The sequence below is a fragment of the Arthrobacter sp. SAFR-179 genome, assembly GCF_059414945.1.
Genome location: NZ_JBPFDM010000001.1, coordinates 837813 through 853903 on the forward strand (window position 1 = coordinate 837813; position 16091 = coordinate 853903).

Genomic DNA, 16091 nt, shown 5'->3' on the forward strand with positions numbered 1-16091 from the left:
GAGCCCGGCCTTTCCGTCGGCCTAGACTTGTTCCATCCCCAGGACTGCAACGCAGAGGATCAGCCGTGTCAAAACCCGTAGTACTGCTCGCCGAAGAACTTTCCCCCGCCACCGTCGAGGCCCTTGGCCCGGACTTTGAGATCCGCCAGACCGACGGCGCAGACCGTTCCCAGCTGCTCTCGGCGATCAGCGACGTAGACGCGATCCTGGTCCGCTCCGCCACCCAGGTTGATGCCGAAGCCATCGCGGCGGCCAAGAACCTGAAGGTCATCGCCCGCGCCGGCGTGGGGCTGGACAACGTGGACATCAAAGCCGCCACGCAGGCCGGCGTCATGGTGGTCAACGCGCCCACCTCCAACATCGTCTCCGCCGCCGAACTCACCGTGGGCCACATCCTGAGCCTGGCCCGCCACATCCCGCAGGCCAGCGCCGCCCTCAAGGACGGCGAATGGAAGCGCTCCAAGTACACCGGCATCGAGCTGTTCGAAAAGAAGATCGGCATCATCGGCCTGGGCCGCATCGGCGCCCTGGTGGCAGCCCGCCTGAAGGGCTTCGACACCAAGATCCTGGCCTACGATCCCTACATCACCTCCGCCCGCGCCGCGCAGCTGGGCGTGCAGCTGGTCACCCTGGATGAACTCCTGGCCCAGTCCGATTTCATCACCATCCACATGCCCAAGACGCCCGAGACGGTGGGCATGCTGGGTGCTGACGCGTTCAGGAAGATGAAGAAGACCGCTTACGTGGTCAACGTGGCCCGCGGCGGCCTGGTGGACGAGGAAGCCCTCTTCACCGCCCTCCAGGATGGCGAAATCGCCGGTGCGGGCGTTGACGTCTTCGCCAAGGAGCCCAGCACCGACCTGCCGTTCTTCAAGCTCGACAACGTGGTGGTGACCCCGCACCTGGGCGCATCAACGGATGAAGCGCAGGAAAAGGCCGGCGTCTCCGTGGCCAAGTCCGTCCGCCTGGCCCTCGCCGGCGAGCTGGTGCCGGACGCCGTCAACGTTGCCGGCGGCGTCATCGCCCCCGATGTCCGCCCGGGCATCCCGCTGATCGAGAAGCTGGGCCGCATCTTCACGGCGCTGACCCACGCATCGCTGACCCAGTTCGACGTCGAGGTGGCCGGCGAGATCTCGTCCCTGGACGTCAAGGTGCTGGAACTGGCGGCGCTGAAGGGCATCTTCGCCGACGTCGTGACCGAGCAGGTGTCCTACGTCAACGCCCCCGTCATCGCCGAGCAGCGCGGCATCAACGTCCGCCTGATCACCACCCCGGAGACCGAGTCCTACCGCAACGTCCTGACGCTGCGCGGCGCCCTCAGCGACGGCAGCCAGATCTCCGTGGCCGGCACCCTGACCGGCCCCAAGCAGATCGAGAAGCTGGTGGGCATTAACGGCTTCGAGGTGGAAATCCCCATCAGCGAGCACCTTGTGGTGGTTGCCTACACCGACCGCCCCGGCGTGATCGGCACCATCGGCCACATCCTGGGCATGAACAACATCAACATCGCCGGCATGCAGGTGGCCCGCTCCAACGAGGGCGGCCAGGTCCTGGCCCTGCTGACCATCGACAGCTCCGTTCCCCAGCAGGTGCTCGACGCCATCAAGGCCGGCATCGGCGCCGAAATGGTCCGGGAAGTGGACCTGGAAGACTAAGGGGACACACCGGCCGAAACGCCGTAGCCGCTCCTCCTCGAGGCCCCGTCCAGGCGGAGCCACGTATGATTGGCCGGTCTGCTTACAATGGCTTGGTCCTGATTCAGGACCGTAGCCGGCAGACCGGCCAATACCTTTTGCACATCCGTCCGTCATAGTCCACGCCCTCGGGCGGATGGAAGTGTGCGCACGCAATCCAGGTTTCAGGGAGTTCCATGAACGCCGTCCAGAGGTTCATCAGAAGCAGGGTGCTGCTGTTGACCGCGGCCATCTTGATCGCAGCCATGTGCTTGTCGGTCCTCGTCCAAAGCCAGTCGCAGGCTGCGCTCAACCGGACGGTTGATGAAAATTCGAGGGGGCTCTACGACATCCTGGTGCAGGCGAAGGCGCCCTCCGGTGCCCTCCTGCAGCCCGAGATCGCCAACGGCGCCGGCGGCATCGGCTTCGACCAGCTGGACTCCATCCGGAAGCTGACCGGCACTTCCGTGGCGGCCCCCATCAGCCTGGTGTCGCGTGTCACGCAGAACCTGGAGACGCCCCGGCTGGACGCCATGGACTACCTTGGCTACAACGCCGGGCTGGCCGGAACGGCCACCGCGGACCAGGCAGCGGGTGCCACCGCGCCGGACAAGTGGCCCGCCGCGGAATCCGTCCTGACCGACGCCGCAAAGAAGTACCGGCTGACTGCCAGCGCCGTAAGCTCCGACGGCAGCTCAGAGCAGACCCTCTTCAAGACCACCGCCGAAGGCACGCTGGGCAAGGCCCGGCTCGTGGAGGAAAAGGCGCAGGGCGGCAGCAGCATCCGCATTGCCCCGGCGGCAGGGGAGACGGGCATTAAGTTCCCCGCTCCCGCCGGCGGCTCCGAGCACAACCTCTTCAACCTTTCCGTGTCACTGCCGCTGGCCCCCGAAGTCACCGAATCCGTGGTGGCGGTGGACCCCGCTGCCGAACGGGCCCTGCTCGGCACTGCCGGCGACTTCCTGGCCCCGCTGGAGAAGGCCCCGCCCGCCGATGCCCGTGACGCAGGCGCCGTGGGCCGCTACCTGGAAGGGCTCTTCACCAACGGCATCAGCATGGACCAGCTCAAGGAAGGACCTGACTTCCTGGGCGTCAAGCTCAAGTACTGGGCTCCGCTGATGACCCAATACCAGCAGGCCAAGCGCACCGGCCAGCTGACCAGCGGCTCCCAGGCCGTCCCGCTGATCGTGCGCTCCGGCACGTCCCTGGACCTGAAGTACAACGTCAAGATCGAGGAAATCGACGACGCCGGCAAGGTGGTCAAGGACGTCGGTACAGTTTCGAAGTCCCTGGGCAAGGATTACCTGCCTTTCGTGTCAAAGGACCCCTTCGTTTTGTCCTGGCCGGGCTCCACGGACCACTCCTCCCTGCTGGGCAGCAACGGCAACTTCAACCCGGGCCTGTACACCCCGGCCAAGTGGAGCACCGCTTTCGCCGGCGCCCCCAAATACACGGACGGCAGCACCGCGGCCAACGGCGCCGTGGACAAGACCGCCGTGCCCGGCGAATGGGTAACCGTCAACCGCCTGCCTGACAAGGCCGCCAACGGTGCGCCCGTTGACCAGACCCAGCGGAACCCGGTGGACGAGCGGTCCTACCGGGAAAACCTCTCCACCGGCCAGCAGCAGGCCGCAACGCCGCTGCCCATGGTGTACGGCACGTTCGACCCCGCCGCCGTCGAGGCAGCCTCCGGCGACGTCAACAAGCTCCCGCTGGGCGGATACGACCCCACGCCCTTCACCCTGGTCAAGGATGCGGCCGGCAAGGATGTTCCCGCCGCGGACCTGAAGCCTTCGTTGAGCGCCACCGGGCTGGCCAGCCAGTCCGCCGGCGCCATCACCGACTACTACGGACTCGCAGCAGCGCGCGGCTACAAGCAGAACGCGGCCGTCATCGACGCCGTTCGCGTCCGCGCCAAGGCGCCGGGCAGCTGGAAGGACGCGCAGCCCGAGGTGGAGAAGCTTGCCGCCCAGATCCGGGGCATGGGCCTGGATGCCACCGTGGTGGCCGGTTCGGCCCGCGAGGACACCAGCATTTTCGTCCCCGGCTACTCCAAGGACGGAGCCGGCAAGGAGTCCGCGCTGGGCACCGTCCAGCAGTCCTGGGTCCGGCAGAACGCCGCTGAAGCGGTGGCGGGAGCACTGTCGGGCACCAACATCACGCTGCTGTTCCTGACACTGTGCGGCGCGGCCCTGCTGACCGGTGCCTCCACCGTGAGCTACATCCGGAAACGCCGCAGCGAAGCAGGCACCCTGCGGGCCATGGGCTGGACCCAGCGGCGGATCCGCAGCTGGGTGCTTGAGGAATTCGGCGTAGGGGCAGTGCTGCTCGCCGCCGCAGGCATCGTGCTGAGCCTGCTGAGCTGGAGCCTTGCCACCGCACTGGTGTGTATCGCCGTCCTGGTCCTCTACTGCGGCGCGGCCCTCTTTGCCGCGCAGCAGCTGCGCCACCGCGACGAAATCGACCAGGAGCCGCAGCACGATGAACGGCTCATCCCGGTGGATTCGCCACTGACCTTCGCAAACCGGCAGCTCAGCACCAACAAGTTCAACACGCTGTCCCTGGCGGTTGCGGTGGGCGTCTTCGGTGCCGCCGTCGGCGGGCTGATCGCCCTGCTGATCGACATCCCCCGGGCCGCCGGTGCCAGCGCGCTCAGCGGGCTGGCCGCGGCCAGCGTGACCCTGCCGAGCATCCTGCTGGCGCTTGCGGGCGTGGCCGTGGGGCTGGTGCTGACCTTGGTGACGGGCCGCTTCGAACTCAATGCCAAGCGGCAGTACCTTGGCATCCTCCAGGCGATGGGCTGGAACCCGGACATGCTCCGCCAGGTGCGGTTGTTTGAAAACGCACTGGTGGGAACCGTGGCCTTGCCGCTGGGCGTGCTGGGCGCCCTGGGCATCGGCCTGCTGCTGGCACCCTACGCGGCCATCTGGGCCGCCGTGGCCGGCCTGGCGGCTGTTATTTGCTGGATACCGATTGCAACGAAAGTGGTCCAATGACAAACCCGACGAACCTCCAGCGCAGCCGCAGGAGCGGCTCCAATGAGGTCCCCCTGCAGACCCGGGCCAACACCATCGTCAAGTCGGCAGACCACGCCACCCCGCTGGAGATGCGCGACATTACCATCCGTTATGGCGGTGGAAAGGGCGGCGCCGAAGCCGTGAGCGTGGTGGAAGGCTTCGACCTGACCCTGCACGCCGGCGAGATGCACTGCGTGGCCGGCCGAAGCGGCTCCGGCAAGACCAGCATCCTGACCGTCGGCGCCGGACTCACCCTGCCGACGTCGGGCCGTGTCTTCTGGGAAGGTGATTCCCTCGAAAGCATGGGCGACGACGAAATCGCCGACCGCCGTCGTGCGCTGATCGGCTATGTGGACCAGGGCGGCGCCCTGATCGACGGCATGAGCGCGCTCGAGAATGTCCTCCTGCCCGCCGTTCCCGACGGCGAGGTGGACCAGCGGCGCGACATGGCCAAGGACCTCCTGGACCTGGTGGGCCTGGGCCGGCGCATGCGGCACCGTCCCGCGCAGCTGTCCGGCGGTGAACGCCAGCGCGTCGCGATCGCCCGCGCCCTGATCCTGGGCACCAGGGTCCTGGTGGTGGATGAGCCCACCGCCAGCCTGGACCGCGCCTCCGCCAACCGCATCATCAGCATCCTGAAGGACACCACCAATGACGGCATCGCCGTGCTGGTGGCCTCGCACGACCACGAACTGGTCCGGCTCAGCGATACCCTGACAGAACTGATCTAGCCCACTCCTCCGTACCGAAGGTAACCGTCCGACCGTGACAGCTTCAGAGAAAACGCCGTTCTACATCACCACGGCCATCACCTACCCCAACGGCGTGCCGCACATCGGGCACGCCTACGAGTACATTGCCACCGACGCCATGGCGCGCTTCAAGCGCCTGGACGGCTATGACGTGATGTTCCTGACCGGCACGGACGAACACGGCATGAAGATAGCCCAGACCGCCGAAAAGGAAGGCATCACCCCCAAGGAACTGGTGAACCGGAATGCCGAGGTCTACAAGGCCGCGCATGCCGCCCTGGGCATCAGCTACGACCGCTTCATCCGCACCACGGACGAGGACCACTACGCTGCGTCCCAGGCGATCTGGAAGAAGATGGAAGCCAACGGCGACATCTACCTCGACAAGTACGAGGGCTGGTATTCCGTCCGGGACGAGGCTTTCTATGCCGAGGATGAAACGGTGGTGAAGGACGACGGCGTGCGCTACTCGAAAGAGACGGACACCGAGGTGACGTGGACGGCGGAGGAGAGCTACTTCTTCCGGCTGTCCGCCTACCAGGACAAGCTGCTGGCCCTCTACGAGTCCCACCCGGAGTTCGGCGCGCCGCAGTACCGGTTCAATGAGGTCATCAGCTTCGTCAAGCGCGGCCTGGAGGACCTGTCCATCAGCCGGACCACGTTCGACTGGGGTGTTCCCGTTCCCGGGAACGACAAGCACGTCATGTACGTGTGGGTGGATGCCCTTACCAACTACCTCACCGGCGTCGGCTACCCGGACACCGAATCGGAGCAGTTCCGGAAGTACTGGCCTGCGGACGTGCACATCATCGGCAAGGACATCTCCCGGTTCCACGCCATCTACTGGCCGGCCTTCCTGATGAGTGCCGGCCTTGAACTGCCCAAGCGGGTCATGATCCACGGTTTCCTGCACAACAACGGGGTCAAGATGTCCAAGTCCCTGGGCAACGTGGTGGCCCCGGCGGACTTCGTGGCCCGCTACGGCCTGGACCAGGTGCGGTTCTTCTTCCTGCGCGAGGTGCCGTTCGGGGCGGACGGCAGCTACAACCATGAGGCCATCGTGGGCCGCATGAACTCGGACCTGGCCAACAACTTCGGCAACCTGGCCCAGCGCTCCCTGTCCATGGTGGCCAAGAACTGCGGCGCGGCCGTACCGGCTCCAGGGGAGTTCACTGCGGCGGACACCGCCATCCTGGCGCAGGCAAACGGGTTGCTCCGGGCTGCCCGCGCCGCCTTCGACAAGCAGGAATTCAGCCGGGCCCTGGAAGCCATTTGGGGCGTACTGCACCACACCAACGCCTACTTCGCCGAGCAGGCGCCCTGGGTCCTGCGGAAGACCGACGTCGAACGCATGAACACCGTGCTGTACGTGACCCTGGAAGTGCTGCGGATCGTGGCCATCCTGGCCCAGCCGGTGATGCCGAACGCCACGGCCAAACTCCTCGATGCGCTGGGCCAGGCCGAAGGTGACGCCCGCGTATTCGCTGCCATCGGCACGCCGATCGTCCCCGGCACGGCCCTGCCGGCACCCACTCCGGTGTTCCCCAAGTTCGAAGAACCTGCGGAGTAGGTCGGGCCCAGGAAACCAGCGGAGGGTGCGCTCCTGTCCAGAAGCTGAGACGGTTTGACCAGCATATGGATGTCTTGGCTACCCTGAAAACATGAGCGCATCCTCCATTGATCTTGCAGTTATTCCCGGCGACGGCATCGGCCCTGAGGTCATTGCCGAAGCCCTCAAAGTCCTGGAAAAGGCTGTCGCGGCGGAGGGTGTGGAGCTCAAGCCCACGCATTATGAGCTCGGTGCCGATCACTGGCTCCGCACCGGCGAGACCCTGCCGGATGAGGTCCTGGCGGACCTGAAGACCCGTGACGCCATCCTCTTCGGTGCCGTGGGTGCCGCACCCGGGGACACCCGGATCCCCTCCGGAATCATCGAGCGTGAGCTGCTCCTCAAGCTCCGGTTCAGCCTGGACCACTACGTCAACCTGAGGCCTTCCCGGCTCTACGGCACGGTCGGCAGCCCCCTTGCCAACCCCGGCACCATCGACTTCATCGTGGTGCGCGAAGGAACCGAGGGCCCCTACGTCGGCAACGGCGGCACCTTGCGCGCAGGAACCCGCCACGAGGTTGCCACCGAAGTCTCCCTGAACACCGCCCACGGCGTGGAGCGCGTGGTCCGCGACGCTTTCCGCCGCGCCAGCGTCCGGGAGCGCAAGCACCTCACCCTGGTGCACAAGCACAACGTCCTGGTCTACGCCGGACACCTGTGGAAGCGCACCGTGGAAGCCGTTGCGAAGGAATTCCCCGAGGTCACCCACGACTACCTGCACATTGATGCCGCCACCATCTTCATGGTCACGGACCCGTCCCGCTTTGACGTCATCGTGACCGATAACCTCTTTGGCGACATCATTACCGACCTCGCCGCAGCCATCACCGGCGGCATCGGCCTGGCCGCCTCCGGCAACATCAACATGGACCGCACCGCGCCCTCCATGTTCGAGCCGGTCCACGGTTCCGCGCCGGACATCGCCGGCCAGGGCAAGGCGGACCCCACCGCCGCCATCCTCTCCGCCGCGCTCCTGCTGGACCACCTGGGCTACACGGACGCTGCCCGCAGGATCGAAGCCGCCGTGGTTGCCGACGTCGAAAAGCGCGACGGCACCGCACGCAGCACCAGCGCCGTCGGCGATGCCATCGCCGCCGGCCTCTAGCCCGCGCCGGGGCCGCCGGCTTCGGGCGTAAGCTTGTCTCGAATCACCAAATGCCGCCTCGTTGTTCAGCGCTGAACCGCAGGCGGCCGATCGTGGAGGAACCATGACTCAGACCGCCCATGGCGTCGAATTCACCCGGCAGCCCTCGGAGAACCCGAAGTCCGCCGAAGAGCGTGCAGCCATCCTGGCGAACCCGGGATTTGGCAACTACTTCACCGACCACACCGCCATCGTCGACTACACCGTGGACGCGGACGGCAACGGCGGCTGGCACGATGCAAGGATTGAACCCTATGGTCCGATCGTGCTGGACCCCTCCGCTGCCGTCTTCCACTACGGCCAGGAGATTTTCGAGGGGCTCAAGGCCTACCGGCACGCGGACGGCTCGGTCTGGACCTTCCGGCCGGAGGCCAACGCAGCCCGCCTGAACAAGTCGGCCCGCCGCCTGGCCCTTCCGGAACTGCCGGCCGAATACTTCCTTGGCGCCATCCGTGAGCTCGTGGCCGCGGACAAGGAATGGGTCCCCTCCGGCGACGGCGAAGCCCTCTACCTGCGGCCCTTCATGATCGCAACGGAGGCATTCCTTGGCGTCCGCGCCGCCCGCGAGGTGTCCTTCCGCGTGATCGCCTCGCCAGCCGGCAACTACTTCGGCGGCGAGCTGAAGCCCGTCTCCATCTGGATCTCCCGTCAGTACGCCCGCGCCGGGCGCGGCGGCACCGGAGACGCCAAGTGCGGCGGAAACTACGCGGCCTCGCTGATCGCACAGCAGGAGGCCGAGGCCAACGGGTGCAAGCAGGTCCTGTTCCTGGACCAGGCCAACGACAATGCCGTGGAAGAACTCGGCGGCATGAACGTGTTCTTCGTCATGAAGGACGGCTCGCTGGTGACGCCCGCGCTCACCGGCACCATCCTGGAAGGCGTCACCAGGATGTCCGTGATACAGGTGGCCAAGGACATGGGCCGCGAGGTCTCCGAGCGCAAGATCACCCTTGACGAGTGGCGTGACGGGGTTGCCTCCGGCGACATTGCCGAGGTCTTCGCCTGCGGCACCGCGGCCGTCATCACCCCCATCGGCGTGCTCAAGGACGCCACCGAGTTCATTGGCTCCGAGGACGCCAAGGCGGGGGAGACCACCATGGCCATCCGCGAAAGGCTCCTGGGCATCCAGACCGGCGCTGAGCCGGACACCCACGGCTGGCTGACCCGCCTGGCATAGCCCGGCTTTTTTCCAACGTACGACGGCGCCTGCCGGACTTGGGTCCGGCAGGCGCCTTCTGCGTTCCAGCCGACGGCGAACTGGTCAGCGGCGGGCGGCTTTCCGGGCGGCGTTCTTCATGGCTTTGCGCGATACCGGCTTGAGCGCCTTGCGGGCGGCTTCCTCAGCCAAAGCCCGGGTGCGGCGGGCGTCGATGATGTCGTTCCAGAGTGTGGTGGCGAAGACGCCGCCGTCCTGGGCGTAGACGTCATAGGGGTAGCCGGCGAAGACGGAAGGCGTGGCACCGCCGGTGTGCAGGTCCTTGCCGTTTGCCTTCGCCACGGCGTCGCCCAGAGCCCAGGTGCGGGTCAGGTGGCCGGTGAGGTTTTCCTGTACGAACGCGTTGGCATCACTGGAGCGGGCGGCCTGATCCAGCAGCGTTTCCAGTTCGGCGGCCGCCAGGGCAGCGCCGGCCTGTTCCGCCGGCGCGGAAGCAGCAGCCAGTTCTGCGCCGGCGCCGTTCACTGACTCCTGCCAGTCCGCCGTTTCGCGGAACTTCTTCCACGTGGGAAACCAGGTGATGGCGCCCGTCGCGTGGTTGTGGATGTGCAGGAGGCCGGTGGCTTTTTCGGTTGCCGAGTGGTCGTGGCCGTCAGCGTCCGCCTGGGCGAGAAGGTCTGCGAGGGTTGGGGTGCTCATAGGTGGTATCCGGATTCCTGGGGCGATGGGTTGTCACAGGTGCCAACCGGCGGCCGCCGGTGTTCTATTCCGCTGTTCCGTTCCTGCAGCCCATCCTGCAGGGGTGGGGCGGGAAGGGGCCCGGATGCAAGGATGGGGAAGTGACCTTCGATTCCGGCCCCCGCCCGCAGCGCAGCTCCGGGCTCACAGAGTTCATCCTGGCTCCCAACCCCGGCCCCATGAGCCTGGACGGCACCAACTCCTATCTCCTGCAAACCCCCGGCCATTCGTCCCTGGTGATTGTGGACCCGGGCCCCCTGGACGAAACGCACCTGAATGCCCTGGCTGGTGCCGGCGTCGTCAAACTGATCCTGGTGACCCACCGGCACGCCGACCATACGGCGGGTGCTGCCCGGCTGCACGAACTGACCGGTGCGCCGGTCCGTGCCGCGGATCCCAGCCATTGCCACGGCGGGGGAGAGCCACTGGTTCATGGCGAGGCGATCCGGGCTGCGGGACTAAAGATCGCTGTCCTGGCCACCCCGGGCCACACCTCCGACTCCGTCTGTTTCCACCTGGCGGCGGATGGGGACAACGGATCGGTGCTGACCGGTGACACTGTCCTCGGCCGCGGCACCACCGTCCTGGACTATCCGGACGGCACGCTGGGCGACTACCTCGCGTCCCTGGACTGCCTCGAGGCCTTGGGGCCGGCAACCGTCCTCCCGGCCCACGGCCCGGTCCTGCCTTCCGTTGAAGCCATCGCCCGGGACTACCGGACGCACCGGGAGGAACGGCTGGCGCAGATCCGCGGCGCACTGGACCGGCTGGGCCGGGACGCAACCGTGGGGGAGGTCGCCGACGCCGTCTATTCCGACGTCGGCCCGTCCGTCCGCCGCGCCGCCGAGCTGTCCGTGGCCGCCCAGCTGGAATACCTGCGCGGCGGCGGCAACCCGGACAGGTCCGGCCGCGGCGAAACGGTAGGGTAGGAGCCATGCGTATTGCCAGGTTTGTCGTTGATTCTGATCCCCTGTACGGCGTTGTGGAAGGTGAACCGGGCAGTGAGGAAATCACTGTCATCCATGGCGACCCCTTCTTCAATGGCGTGGAGCGCACCTCCGTGCGCCACAAGCTGGAGGACGTCCGGCTGCTGGCCCCCATCATCCCGCGGAGCAAGGTGATCGGCGTGGGCCGGAACTTCGTGGAGCACGCCCATGAACTCGGCAACGAAGTACCCGCCCAGCCGCTGCTGTTCCTGAAGCCCAACACCGCCGTCGTCGGCCCGAACGATCCCGTCGTGCTGCCGGAATTCTCGGAAGAGGTCTCCTTCGAAGCTGAACTCTGCGTGGTGATCGGGCGGATCTGCAAGGATGTGCCGGAAGACCGCGTGGACGACGTCATTTTCGGGTACACCTGCGGCAACGACCTCACGGCCCGCGATGTCCAGAAGACGGACCTGCAGTGGACCCGCGCCAAGGGCTTCGACACCTCCGCTCCGCTGGGTCCCTGGATCGAGACCGACCTTGACACGGAAGACCTGCAGATCCAGGGCAGGCTCAACGGTGAGGTGCGACAGGACGGCAGCACCAGCCAGATGATCCGCGGCGTGCGCGAACTGGTCTCCGTAGTGTCGCAGGCGTTTACCCTGCTGCCGGGCGATGTGATCATGACCGGCACGCCTGCCGGCGTGGGCCTGGTCAAGGAGGGCGACCGCTTCGAGGTGGAAATCGAGGGGATCGGCCGGCTGTCCAACCCCATCGTCCGCCGTTAGGCCTGTCCGTCCGGCGGAGGGCGGAGCCCGGCCAGGCGGGTAAAGTTGAAGCCACTATGACTATCGCTTCTTCGTCACCTGCCGCAGCCGTCCCGCCCGTTACCGCCGAGACGCCCGTCCGGGTCCGTTTCTGCCCCTCGCCCACGGGCACCCCGCACGTTGGACTGATCCGGACCGCCCTGTTCAACTGGGCCTACGCGCGCCACACGAAGGGCACGCTGGTCTTCCGCATCGAGGACACGGACGCGGCGCGGGACAGCGAGGAAAGCTATCACCAGCTGCTGGATGCGCTGAAGTGGCTGGGCATCGACTGGGACGAGGGTGTGGAAGTGGGCGGCCCGCACGAGCCGTACCGGCAGTCCCAGCGCGGTGACATCTACCAGGACGTCATCAAGCGGCTGCATGACGGCGGGTTCATCTACGAGTCCTTCTCCACCCCGGAGGAGATTGAGGCGCGGCACCGTGCGGCCGGCCGGGACCCGAAGCTTGGCTACGACGGCTTTGACCGGCACCTGACGGAGGAGCAGCTGGCACAGTACCGGGCCGAGGGCCGGCAGGCTGTCCTCCGCCTGCGGATGCCGGACGAGGACATCACGTTCGCGGACCTGGTCCGCGGCGACATCACGTTCAAAGCCGGTTCCGTCCCTGACTTCGCTGTGGTGCGGGCCAACGGCGCTCCCCTGTACACGCTGGTCAACCCGGTTGACGATGCGCTGATGGGCATCACCCACGTGCTGCGCGGCGAGGACCTGCTCAGCTCCACGCCGCGCCAGATCGCCCTGTACCGGGCGCTGTACGCCATCGGCGTCGCCGAGTACATGCCGGAGTTCGGCCACCTGCCCTACGTCATGGGCCAGGGCAACAAGAAGCTTTCCAAGCGCGACCCCGAGTCCAGCCTGTTCCTGCACCGCGAGCGGGGCTTCATCCCGGAAGGGCTGCTGAACTACCTGTCCCTGCTGGGCTGGTCCCTCAGCGCGGACGAGGACATCTTCACCGTGGAGCAGCTCGTGGAGCACTTCGACATCCACGACGTCCTGGGCAACCCTGCCCGCTTCGACCTGAAAAAGGCTGAAGCCATCAACGGCACGCACGTGCGGATGCTTGAGCCCAAGGTGTTCCGCGACCGCGTGGCGCACTATCTGCGCGAAGCGGGTCTGGTGGGGGAGATCCTGACCGACCGGGAGGAGGAGATCCTCACCGAGGCCGCGCCCCTGATCCAGGAGCGCATCACGCTCCTGGGCGAAGCCCCGGACATGCTGGCGTTCCTGTTCAAGGCCGATGACGCCATCGACGTTGCCGACGACGCACGCAAGGGCCTTCCGGCCAACCTTCCCGAGGTCCTTGATGCCGCCATCGCCGCCCTGGAACCCGTGGCCGAATGGACGCCGGAAAACATCCAGGCTGCACTCAAGCAGGCCCTGGTGGAGGACATGGGCATCAAACCGCGGCTGGCCTTCGGCCCCGTGCGCACGGCTGTTTCCGGCCGCCGCGTTTCGCCGCCGCTGTTTGAATCCATGGTGATCCTGGGCAAGGAGTCGTCCCTGCGCCGGCTCCGCGCCTTCCGCGGCTGATGACAGCGCCCAGCGAAGCGGCGCGCGCCGGCATCCTCAAGACACCCTTTGGGAGTGTCCGCGGCGTCCTGTTCGACATTGACGACACCCTGGTGGATCTCGAGTATTCAATGACCACCGCGCTGCGCGAGGTCAGCGAACACCTCCTGCCCCGCCTGGACCAGGCCGGATGGGAGCGGTTCGGGCGCATCTTCACCCACGAAACCACCCATTTCTACGACCGCTACCTGGCCGGCGAGCTGACGTTCAACGAACAACGCCTGCTCCGTGGCCGGGCGGCGTTGGGGCACTTCGGGGTTGAACTGGACGAGGGCGAGGAATCGCACCGGTGGCTGACGGCCTACTCGGAGAAGCAGCCCGCGTACGTGAAGCCGTTCCCCGATGTGCTGCCGCTCCTGGACGTCCTGGACAATGCCGGTGTCCCGTACGGGGCCGTCAGCAACAACGTCCACGACTACCAGCGCGCCAAGCTCGACGGTGCGGGGCTGGAGCGCGTCACGCACCTGGTGGGCACCGACACCCTTGGCGTAGCCAAGCCCCATCCGGCCATGTACCTCGAGGGCGTCCGGCTCCTTGGCACGTCCCCCGGTGAAACGCTCTACGTGGGTGATAACCGGCTGCTGGATGCGGAGGGCTCGACGGCGGCAGGGCTGGTGGGCGTTTGGCTCAACCGCATGGGTGAGGTAGTGGAGGGCTTCGAGGGCAGCATGGTGGCGTCCTTGGAGGAACTGCTGCAGTAACCCCCGTCCGCCGGGACCGCCGCCCTTCTGAGAGGGCCGTGGTCCCGGCGTGTTTGCAGTCGCCGTCAGGCGGCGTGCAGCCGCACGGCACGCCGGCGCAGCAGCAGGTAGGCCGTGACCGCGGCGGCCACCAGGAGCGCGATCAGCAGCAGCGCGATTAACGGGTTGTCCAGCCACGACGACGGCGACACAGCAGCCACCTTGGTGTGCAGCTCCTGGGTGCCGGCCGCGATTCTTGCGTTGCCATCCGCCAGTTTTCCGGCACCATCGGCAAGTTTGCCGGAGCCGTCGTCCAGCTTGCCGTTGCCGTCAGCCAGCTGGCCGGTTCCGTCGGCGAGCCGGGCGGAGCCCGATTCCAGCTGCCCCGTTCCACTGCTGAGCTTGACGGTGCCGTCGGAGAGGGCTTCCGTGCCCGCCAGCAGGCCAGGGTTTTCCGGATCTCCGTTGCCGTTGATTCCCGCGCTGAGCCTGGTGGTGCCGTCCTGGAGGTTGTTGGCGGCGTAAATTAGGCCGGGACGCTCGGGGTCGCCCGGCACCCCGTCCATTCCCACGCGGATCTTCGCGGTGCCCTCGGCCAGCATGGAAGTACCCAGCACCACGCCGGGGTTCTGCGGGTCCGTCGCGTTGAGTTTTTCCGCCAAAGTGGCGAATCCGGCCGTCAACCGTCCGGCGCCGCTGTTCAATTCGCCGGCTCCCGCGCTCAGCTTGGCGGTCCCGGCCTTCAGCTGCCCGGCGCCGTCGTTCAAGGCCACAGCCCCGTCATTCACTTTTGCCGCGCCGGCATCAAGCTGGACGGCGCCGGCATAGGCCCTCCGGCCTCCGTCGGCCAGTTTGGCAATCTGGTCCCTGATCACCGCAAGCGGCACCAGGCCCTGGGGTCCGTTCGCGGCCGCTTCGAGCTGGTCCAGTCCCTGGCTGAGCGCGGCGAGCCCGTCACCTCGTGCGGGATCGTTCCCCGCACCCGGGTAACCCTTCAGCTGGCCTGCTCCGGCTGCGAGCTGGCCGGTGCCATTCTTCAATGCTGCAGTCCCGGTGGTGAGGGTTGCGGCGCCGGCATCCAGTTGCCCGGCACCCGCAGCGAGTTGACCCGTGCCTGCAGCCAGCTGGCCCGCGCCGTCAGCAAGGTTGTTCGGCGCGTTTCCGGAAGCCGTTGGGGTCAGGGCCGCGGAAAGGGCCACCGCGCCGGTCTGAAGCTTCCGCGCGCCGTCGTCCACTTGATAGACGCCGGGCACGAGTTTGTTCAGGACGTCATTCTGCAGCTTGGTGGTACCGGCATGCAGCTTGTCCACGCCCGGCGCCAACTGGTCACGGACTCCCGAGAAGATCCTGCCGGCTCCCGACTGCAGTGCAGCGGCCCCGGCATTCAATTCACTGCTGCCGTCCTTGACCTTGATCGAACCCTCCTTCACCTGCGATGCGCCTTGGTTCGCGGCGCTGGCTCCTGCAGCCAACTGGCCCGAGCCGACCTTGAGCTGGTTGGCCCCCGCGGCGGCTTGCTCCGCGCCGTCCATCAGCTGGGCGGCGCCATGGGAGATCTGGCCCGTGAGGTAGGTGTAAAAGGCCAGGAACAGTATCAGCAGCAGGGACAGAGCCACGATGGCAATGGACTGGGACCGGGACCGGGACCGGGGTTTGGGCTTGGCTGTTGCGATGGTTTCTGTGCGGGTCGTCAACGCTGACACTTCCTAACTGTCCGCCGGGCGACGCTGCCCGGCGGCATAAACCGTGGTTGTTTGGCCTTCGGCAAATCCTCGTGAGTGTTCGGAGGAAAGGAAGGGGAGGTTGTTACTGATGGGTAACTTACTCGAGAGTAACCACACGAGGGGAGGGTGGGCAAGGGTTTTGTGGAGGAAGCCCCCGGTGTCCTGAGCGCCAGCGTTGACCCCGATTTGTGCGAGCCGAAAGTCTCGGGTAAAGTAATTTCTCGTGCTGAGGCGCACGGAGCAGGGAAAAGCCCCTGAAAACCGGCCCGAAAGTGCC

At 66.8% G+C, this 16091-nt stretch carries 12 protein-coding genes; 10 read left to right on the top strand and 2 right to left on the bottom strand.

Annotated features, from left to right (window positions below):
• Positions 1-65: 65 nt before the first annotated feature.
• From serA to ACR65K_RS04070, 6 genes are all read left to right on the top strand, one after another.
• Complete coding sequence (serA, locus tag ACR65K_RS04045; protein WP_056335256.1) at positions 66-1655, top strand: phosphoglycerate dehydrogenase; 1590 nt, start codon at positions 66-68, stop codon at positions 1653-1655.
• Positions 1656-1870: 215 nt separating this feature from the next.
• Complete coding sequence (locus tag ACR65K_RS04050) at positions 1871-4669, top strand: ABC transporter permease (RefSeq protein ID WP_440151406.1); 2799 nt, start codon at positions 1871-1873, stop codon at positions 4667-4669.
• Positions 4666-5421: an ABC transporter ATP-binding protein gene (locus ACR65K_RS04055; protein WP_056335262.1), complete on the top strand. Its 756-nt coding sequence runs from the start codon at positions 4666-4668 to the stop codon at positions 5419-5421. Before ACR65K_RS04050 ends, ACR65K_RS04055 begins: the two co-directional genes overlap by 4 nt.
• A gap of 34 nt (positions 5422-5455) precedes the next feature.
• Positions 5456-7012, top strand: coding sequence for a methionine--tRNA ligase (gene metG, locus ACR65K_RS04060; RefSeq protein WP_440151407.1), 1557 nt, complete (start codon positions 5456-5458; stop codon positions 7010-7012).
• Between the two features lie 91 nt (positions 7013-7103).
• Complete coding sequence (locus ACR65K_RS04065) at positions 7104-8156, top strand: 3-isopropylmalate dehydrogenase (protein WP_440151408.1); 1053 nt, start codon at positions 7104-7106, stop codon at positions 8154-8156.
• Positions 8157-8259: 103 nt separating this feature from the next.
• The gene (locus tag ACR65K_RS04070) at positions 8260-9372 is read left to right on the top strand and encodes a branched-chain amino acid aminotransferase (protein ID WP_440151409.1); all 1113 of its coding nucleotides are present in this window, start codon (positions 8260-8262) and stop codon (positions 9370-9372) included.
• A gap of 84 nt (positions 9373-9456) precedes the next feature.
• On the opposite strand, the gene ACR65K_RS04075 is transcribed toward ACR65K_RS04070, so the two are convergent.
• A complete protein-coding gene (locus ACR65K_RS04075) occupies positions 9457-10050 on the bottom strand; it encodes a hypothetical protein (RefSeq protein ID WP_440151410.1) in 594 nt (197 codons plus the stop codon).
• 140 nt (positions 10051-10190) lie between these two features.
• Between ACR65K_RS04075 and ACR65K_RS04080 the strand changes: the two genes are divergently transcribed.
• From ACR65K_RS04080 to ACR65K_RS04095, 4 genes are read left to right on the top strand one after another with little or no spacing between them, the layout of a single operon-like run.
• Positions 10191-11018 (top strand): MBL fold metallo-hydrolase, encoded by an 828-nt coding sequence (locus tag ACR65K_RS04080; protein ID WP_440151411.1) that lies wholly within the window; start codon positions 10191-10193, stop codon positions 11016-11018.
• Positions 11019-11023: 5 nt separating this feature from the next.
• On the top strand, positions 11024-11800 hold the full coding sequence (locus tag ACR65K_RS04085) for a fumarylacetoacetate hydrolase family protein (RefSeq protein ID WP_056335278.1): 777 nt from the start codon (positions 11024-11026) through the stop codon (positions 11798-11800).
• A gap of 56 nt (positions 11801-11856) precedes the next feature.
• Positions 11857-13371, top strand: coding sequence for a glutamate--tRNA ligase (gltX, locus tag ACR65K_RS04090; RefSeq protein ID WP_440151412.1), 1515 nt, complete (start codon positions 11857-11859; stop codon positions 13369-13371).
• Positions 13371-14111, top strand: a complete 741-nt coding sequence (locus tag ACR65K_RS04095) for an HAD family hydrolase (RefSeq protein ID WP_056335285.1) — start codon at positions 13371-13373, stop codon at positions 14109-14111. Before gltX ends, ACR65K_RS04095 begins: the two co-directional genes overlap by 1 nt.
• 65 nt (positions 14112-14176) lie before the next feature.
• Here ACR65K_RS04095 and ACR65K_RS04100 read toward each other — a convergent pair whose 3' ends face one another.
• A complete protein-coding gene (locus ACR65K_RS04100; RefSeq protein WP_440151413.1) occupies positions 14177-15784 on the bottom strand; it encodes a hypothetical protein in 1608 nt (535 codons plus the stop codon).
• Positions 15785-16091 lie beyond the last annotated feature (307 nt).

Excerpts from the sequence above, each read along its gene's own strand:
- ACR65K_RS04095 (WP_056335285.1), top strand. The coding sequence starts at position 13,371 with ATGACAGCGCCCAGCGAAGCGGCGCGCGCCGGCATCCTCAAGACACCC.
- ACR65K_RS04075 (WP_440151410.1), bottom strand. The coding sequence starts at position 10,050 with ATGAGCACCCCAACCCTCGCAGACCTTCTCGCCCAGGCGGACGCTGAC.
- ACR65K_RS04055 (WP_056335262.1), top strand. The coding sequence starts at position 4,666 with ATGACAAACCCGACGAACCTCCAGCGCAGCCGCAGGAGCGGCTCCAAT.
- gltX (WP_440151412.1), top strand. The coding sequence starts at position 11,857 with ATGACTATCGCTTCTTCGTCACCTGCCGCAGCCGTCCCGCCCGTTACC.
- ACR65K_RS04050 (WP_440151406.1), top strand. The coding sequence starts at position 1,871 with ATGAACGCCGTCCAGAGGTTCATCAGAAGCAGGGTGCTGCTGTTGACC.
- ACR65K_RS04070 (WP_440151409.1), top strand. The coding sequence starts at position 8,260 with ATGACTCAGACCGCCCATGGCGTCGAATTCACCCGGCAGCCCTCGGAG.
- ACR65K_RS04085 (WP_056335278.1), top strand. The coding sequence starts at position 11,024 with ATGCGTATTGCCAGGTTTGTCGTTGATTCTGATCCCCTGTACGGCGTT.
- ACR65K_RS04065 (WP_440151408.1), top strand. The coding sequence starts at position 7,104 with ATGAGCGCATCCTCCATTGATCTTGCAGTTATTCCCGGCGACGGCATC.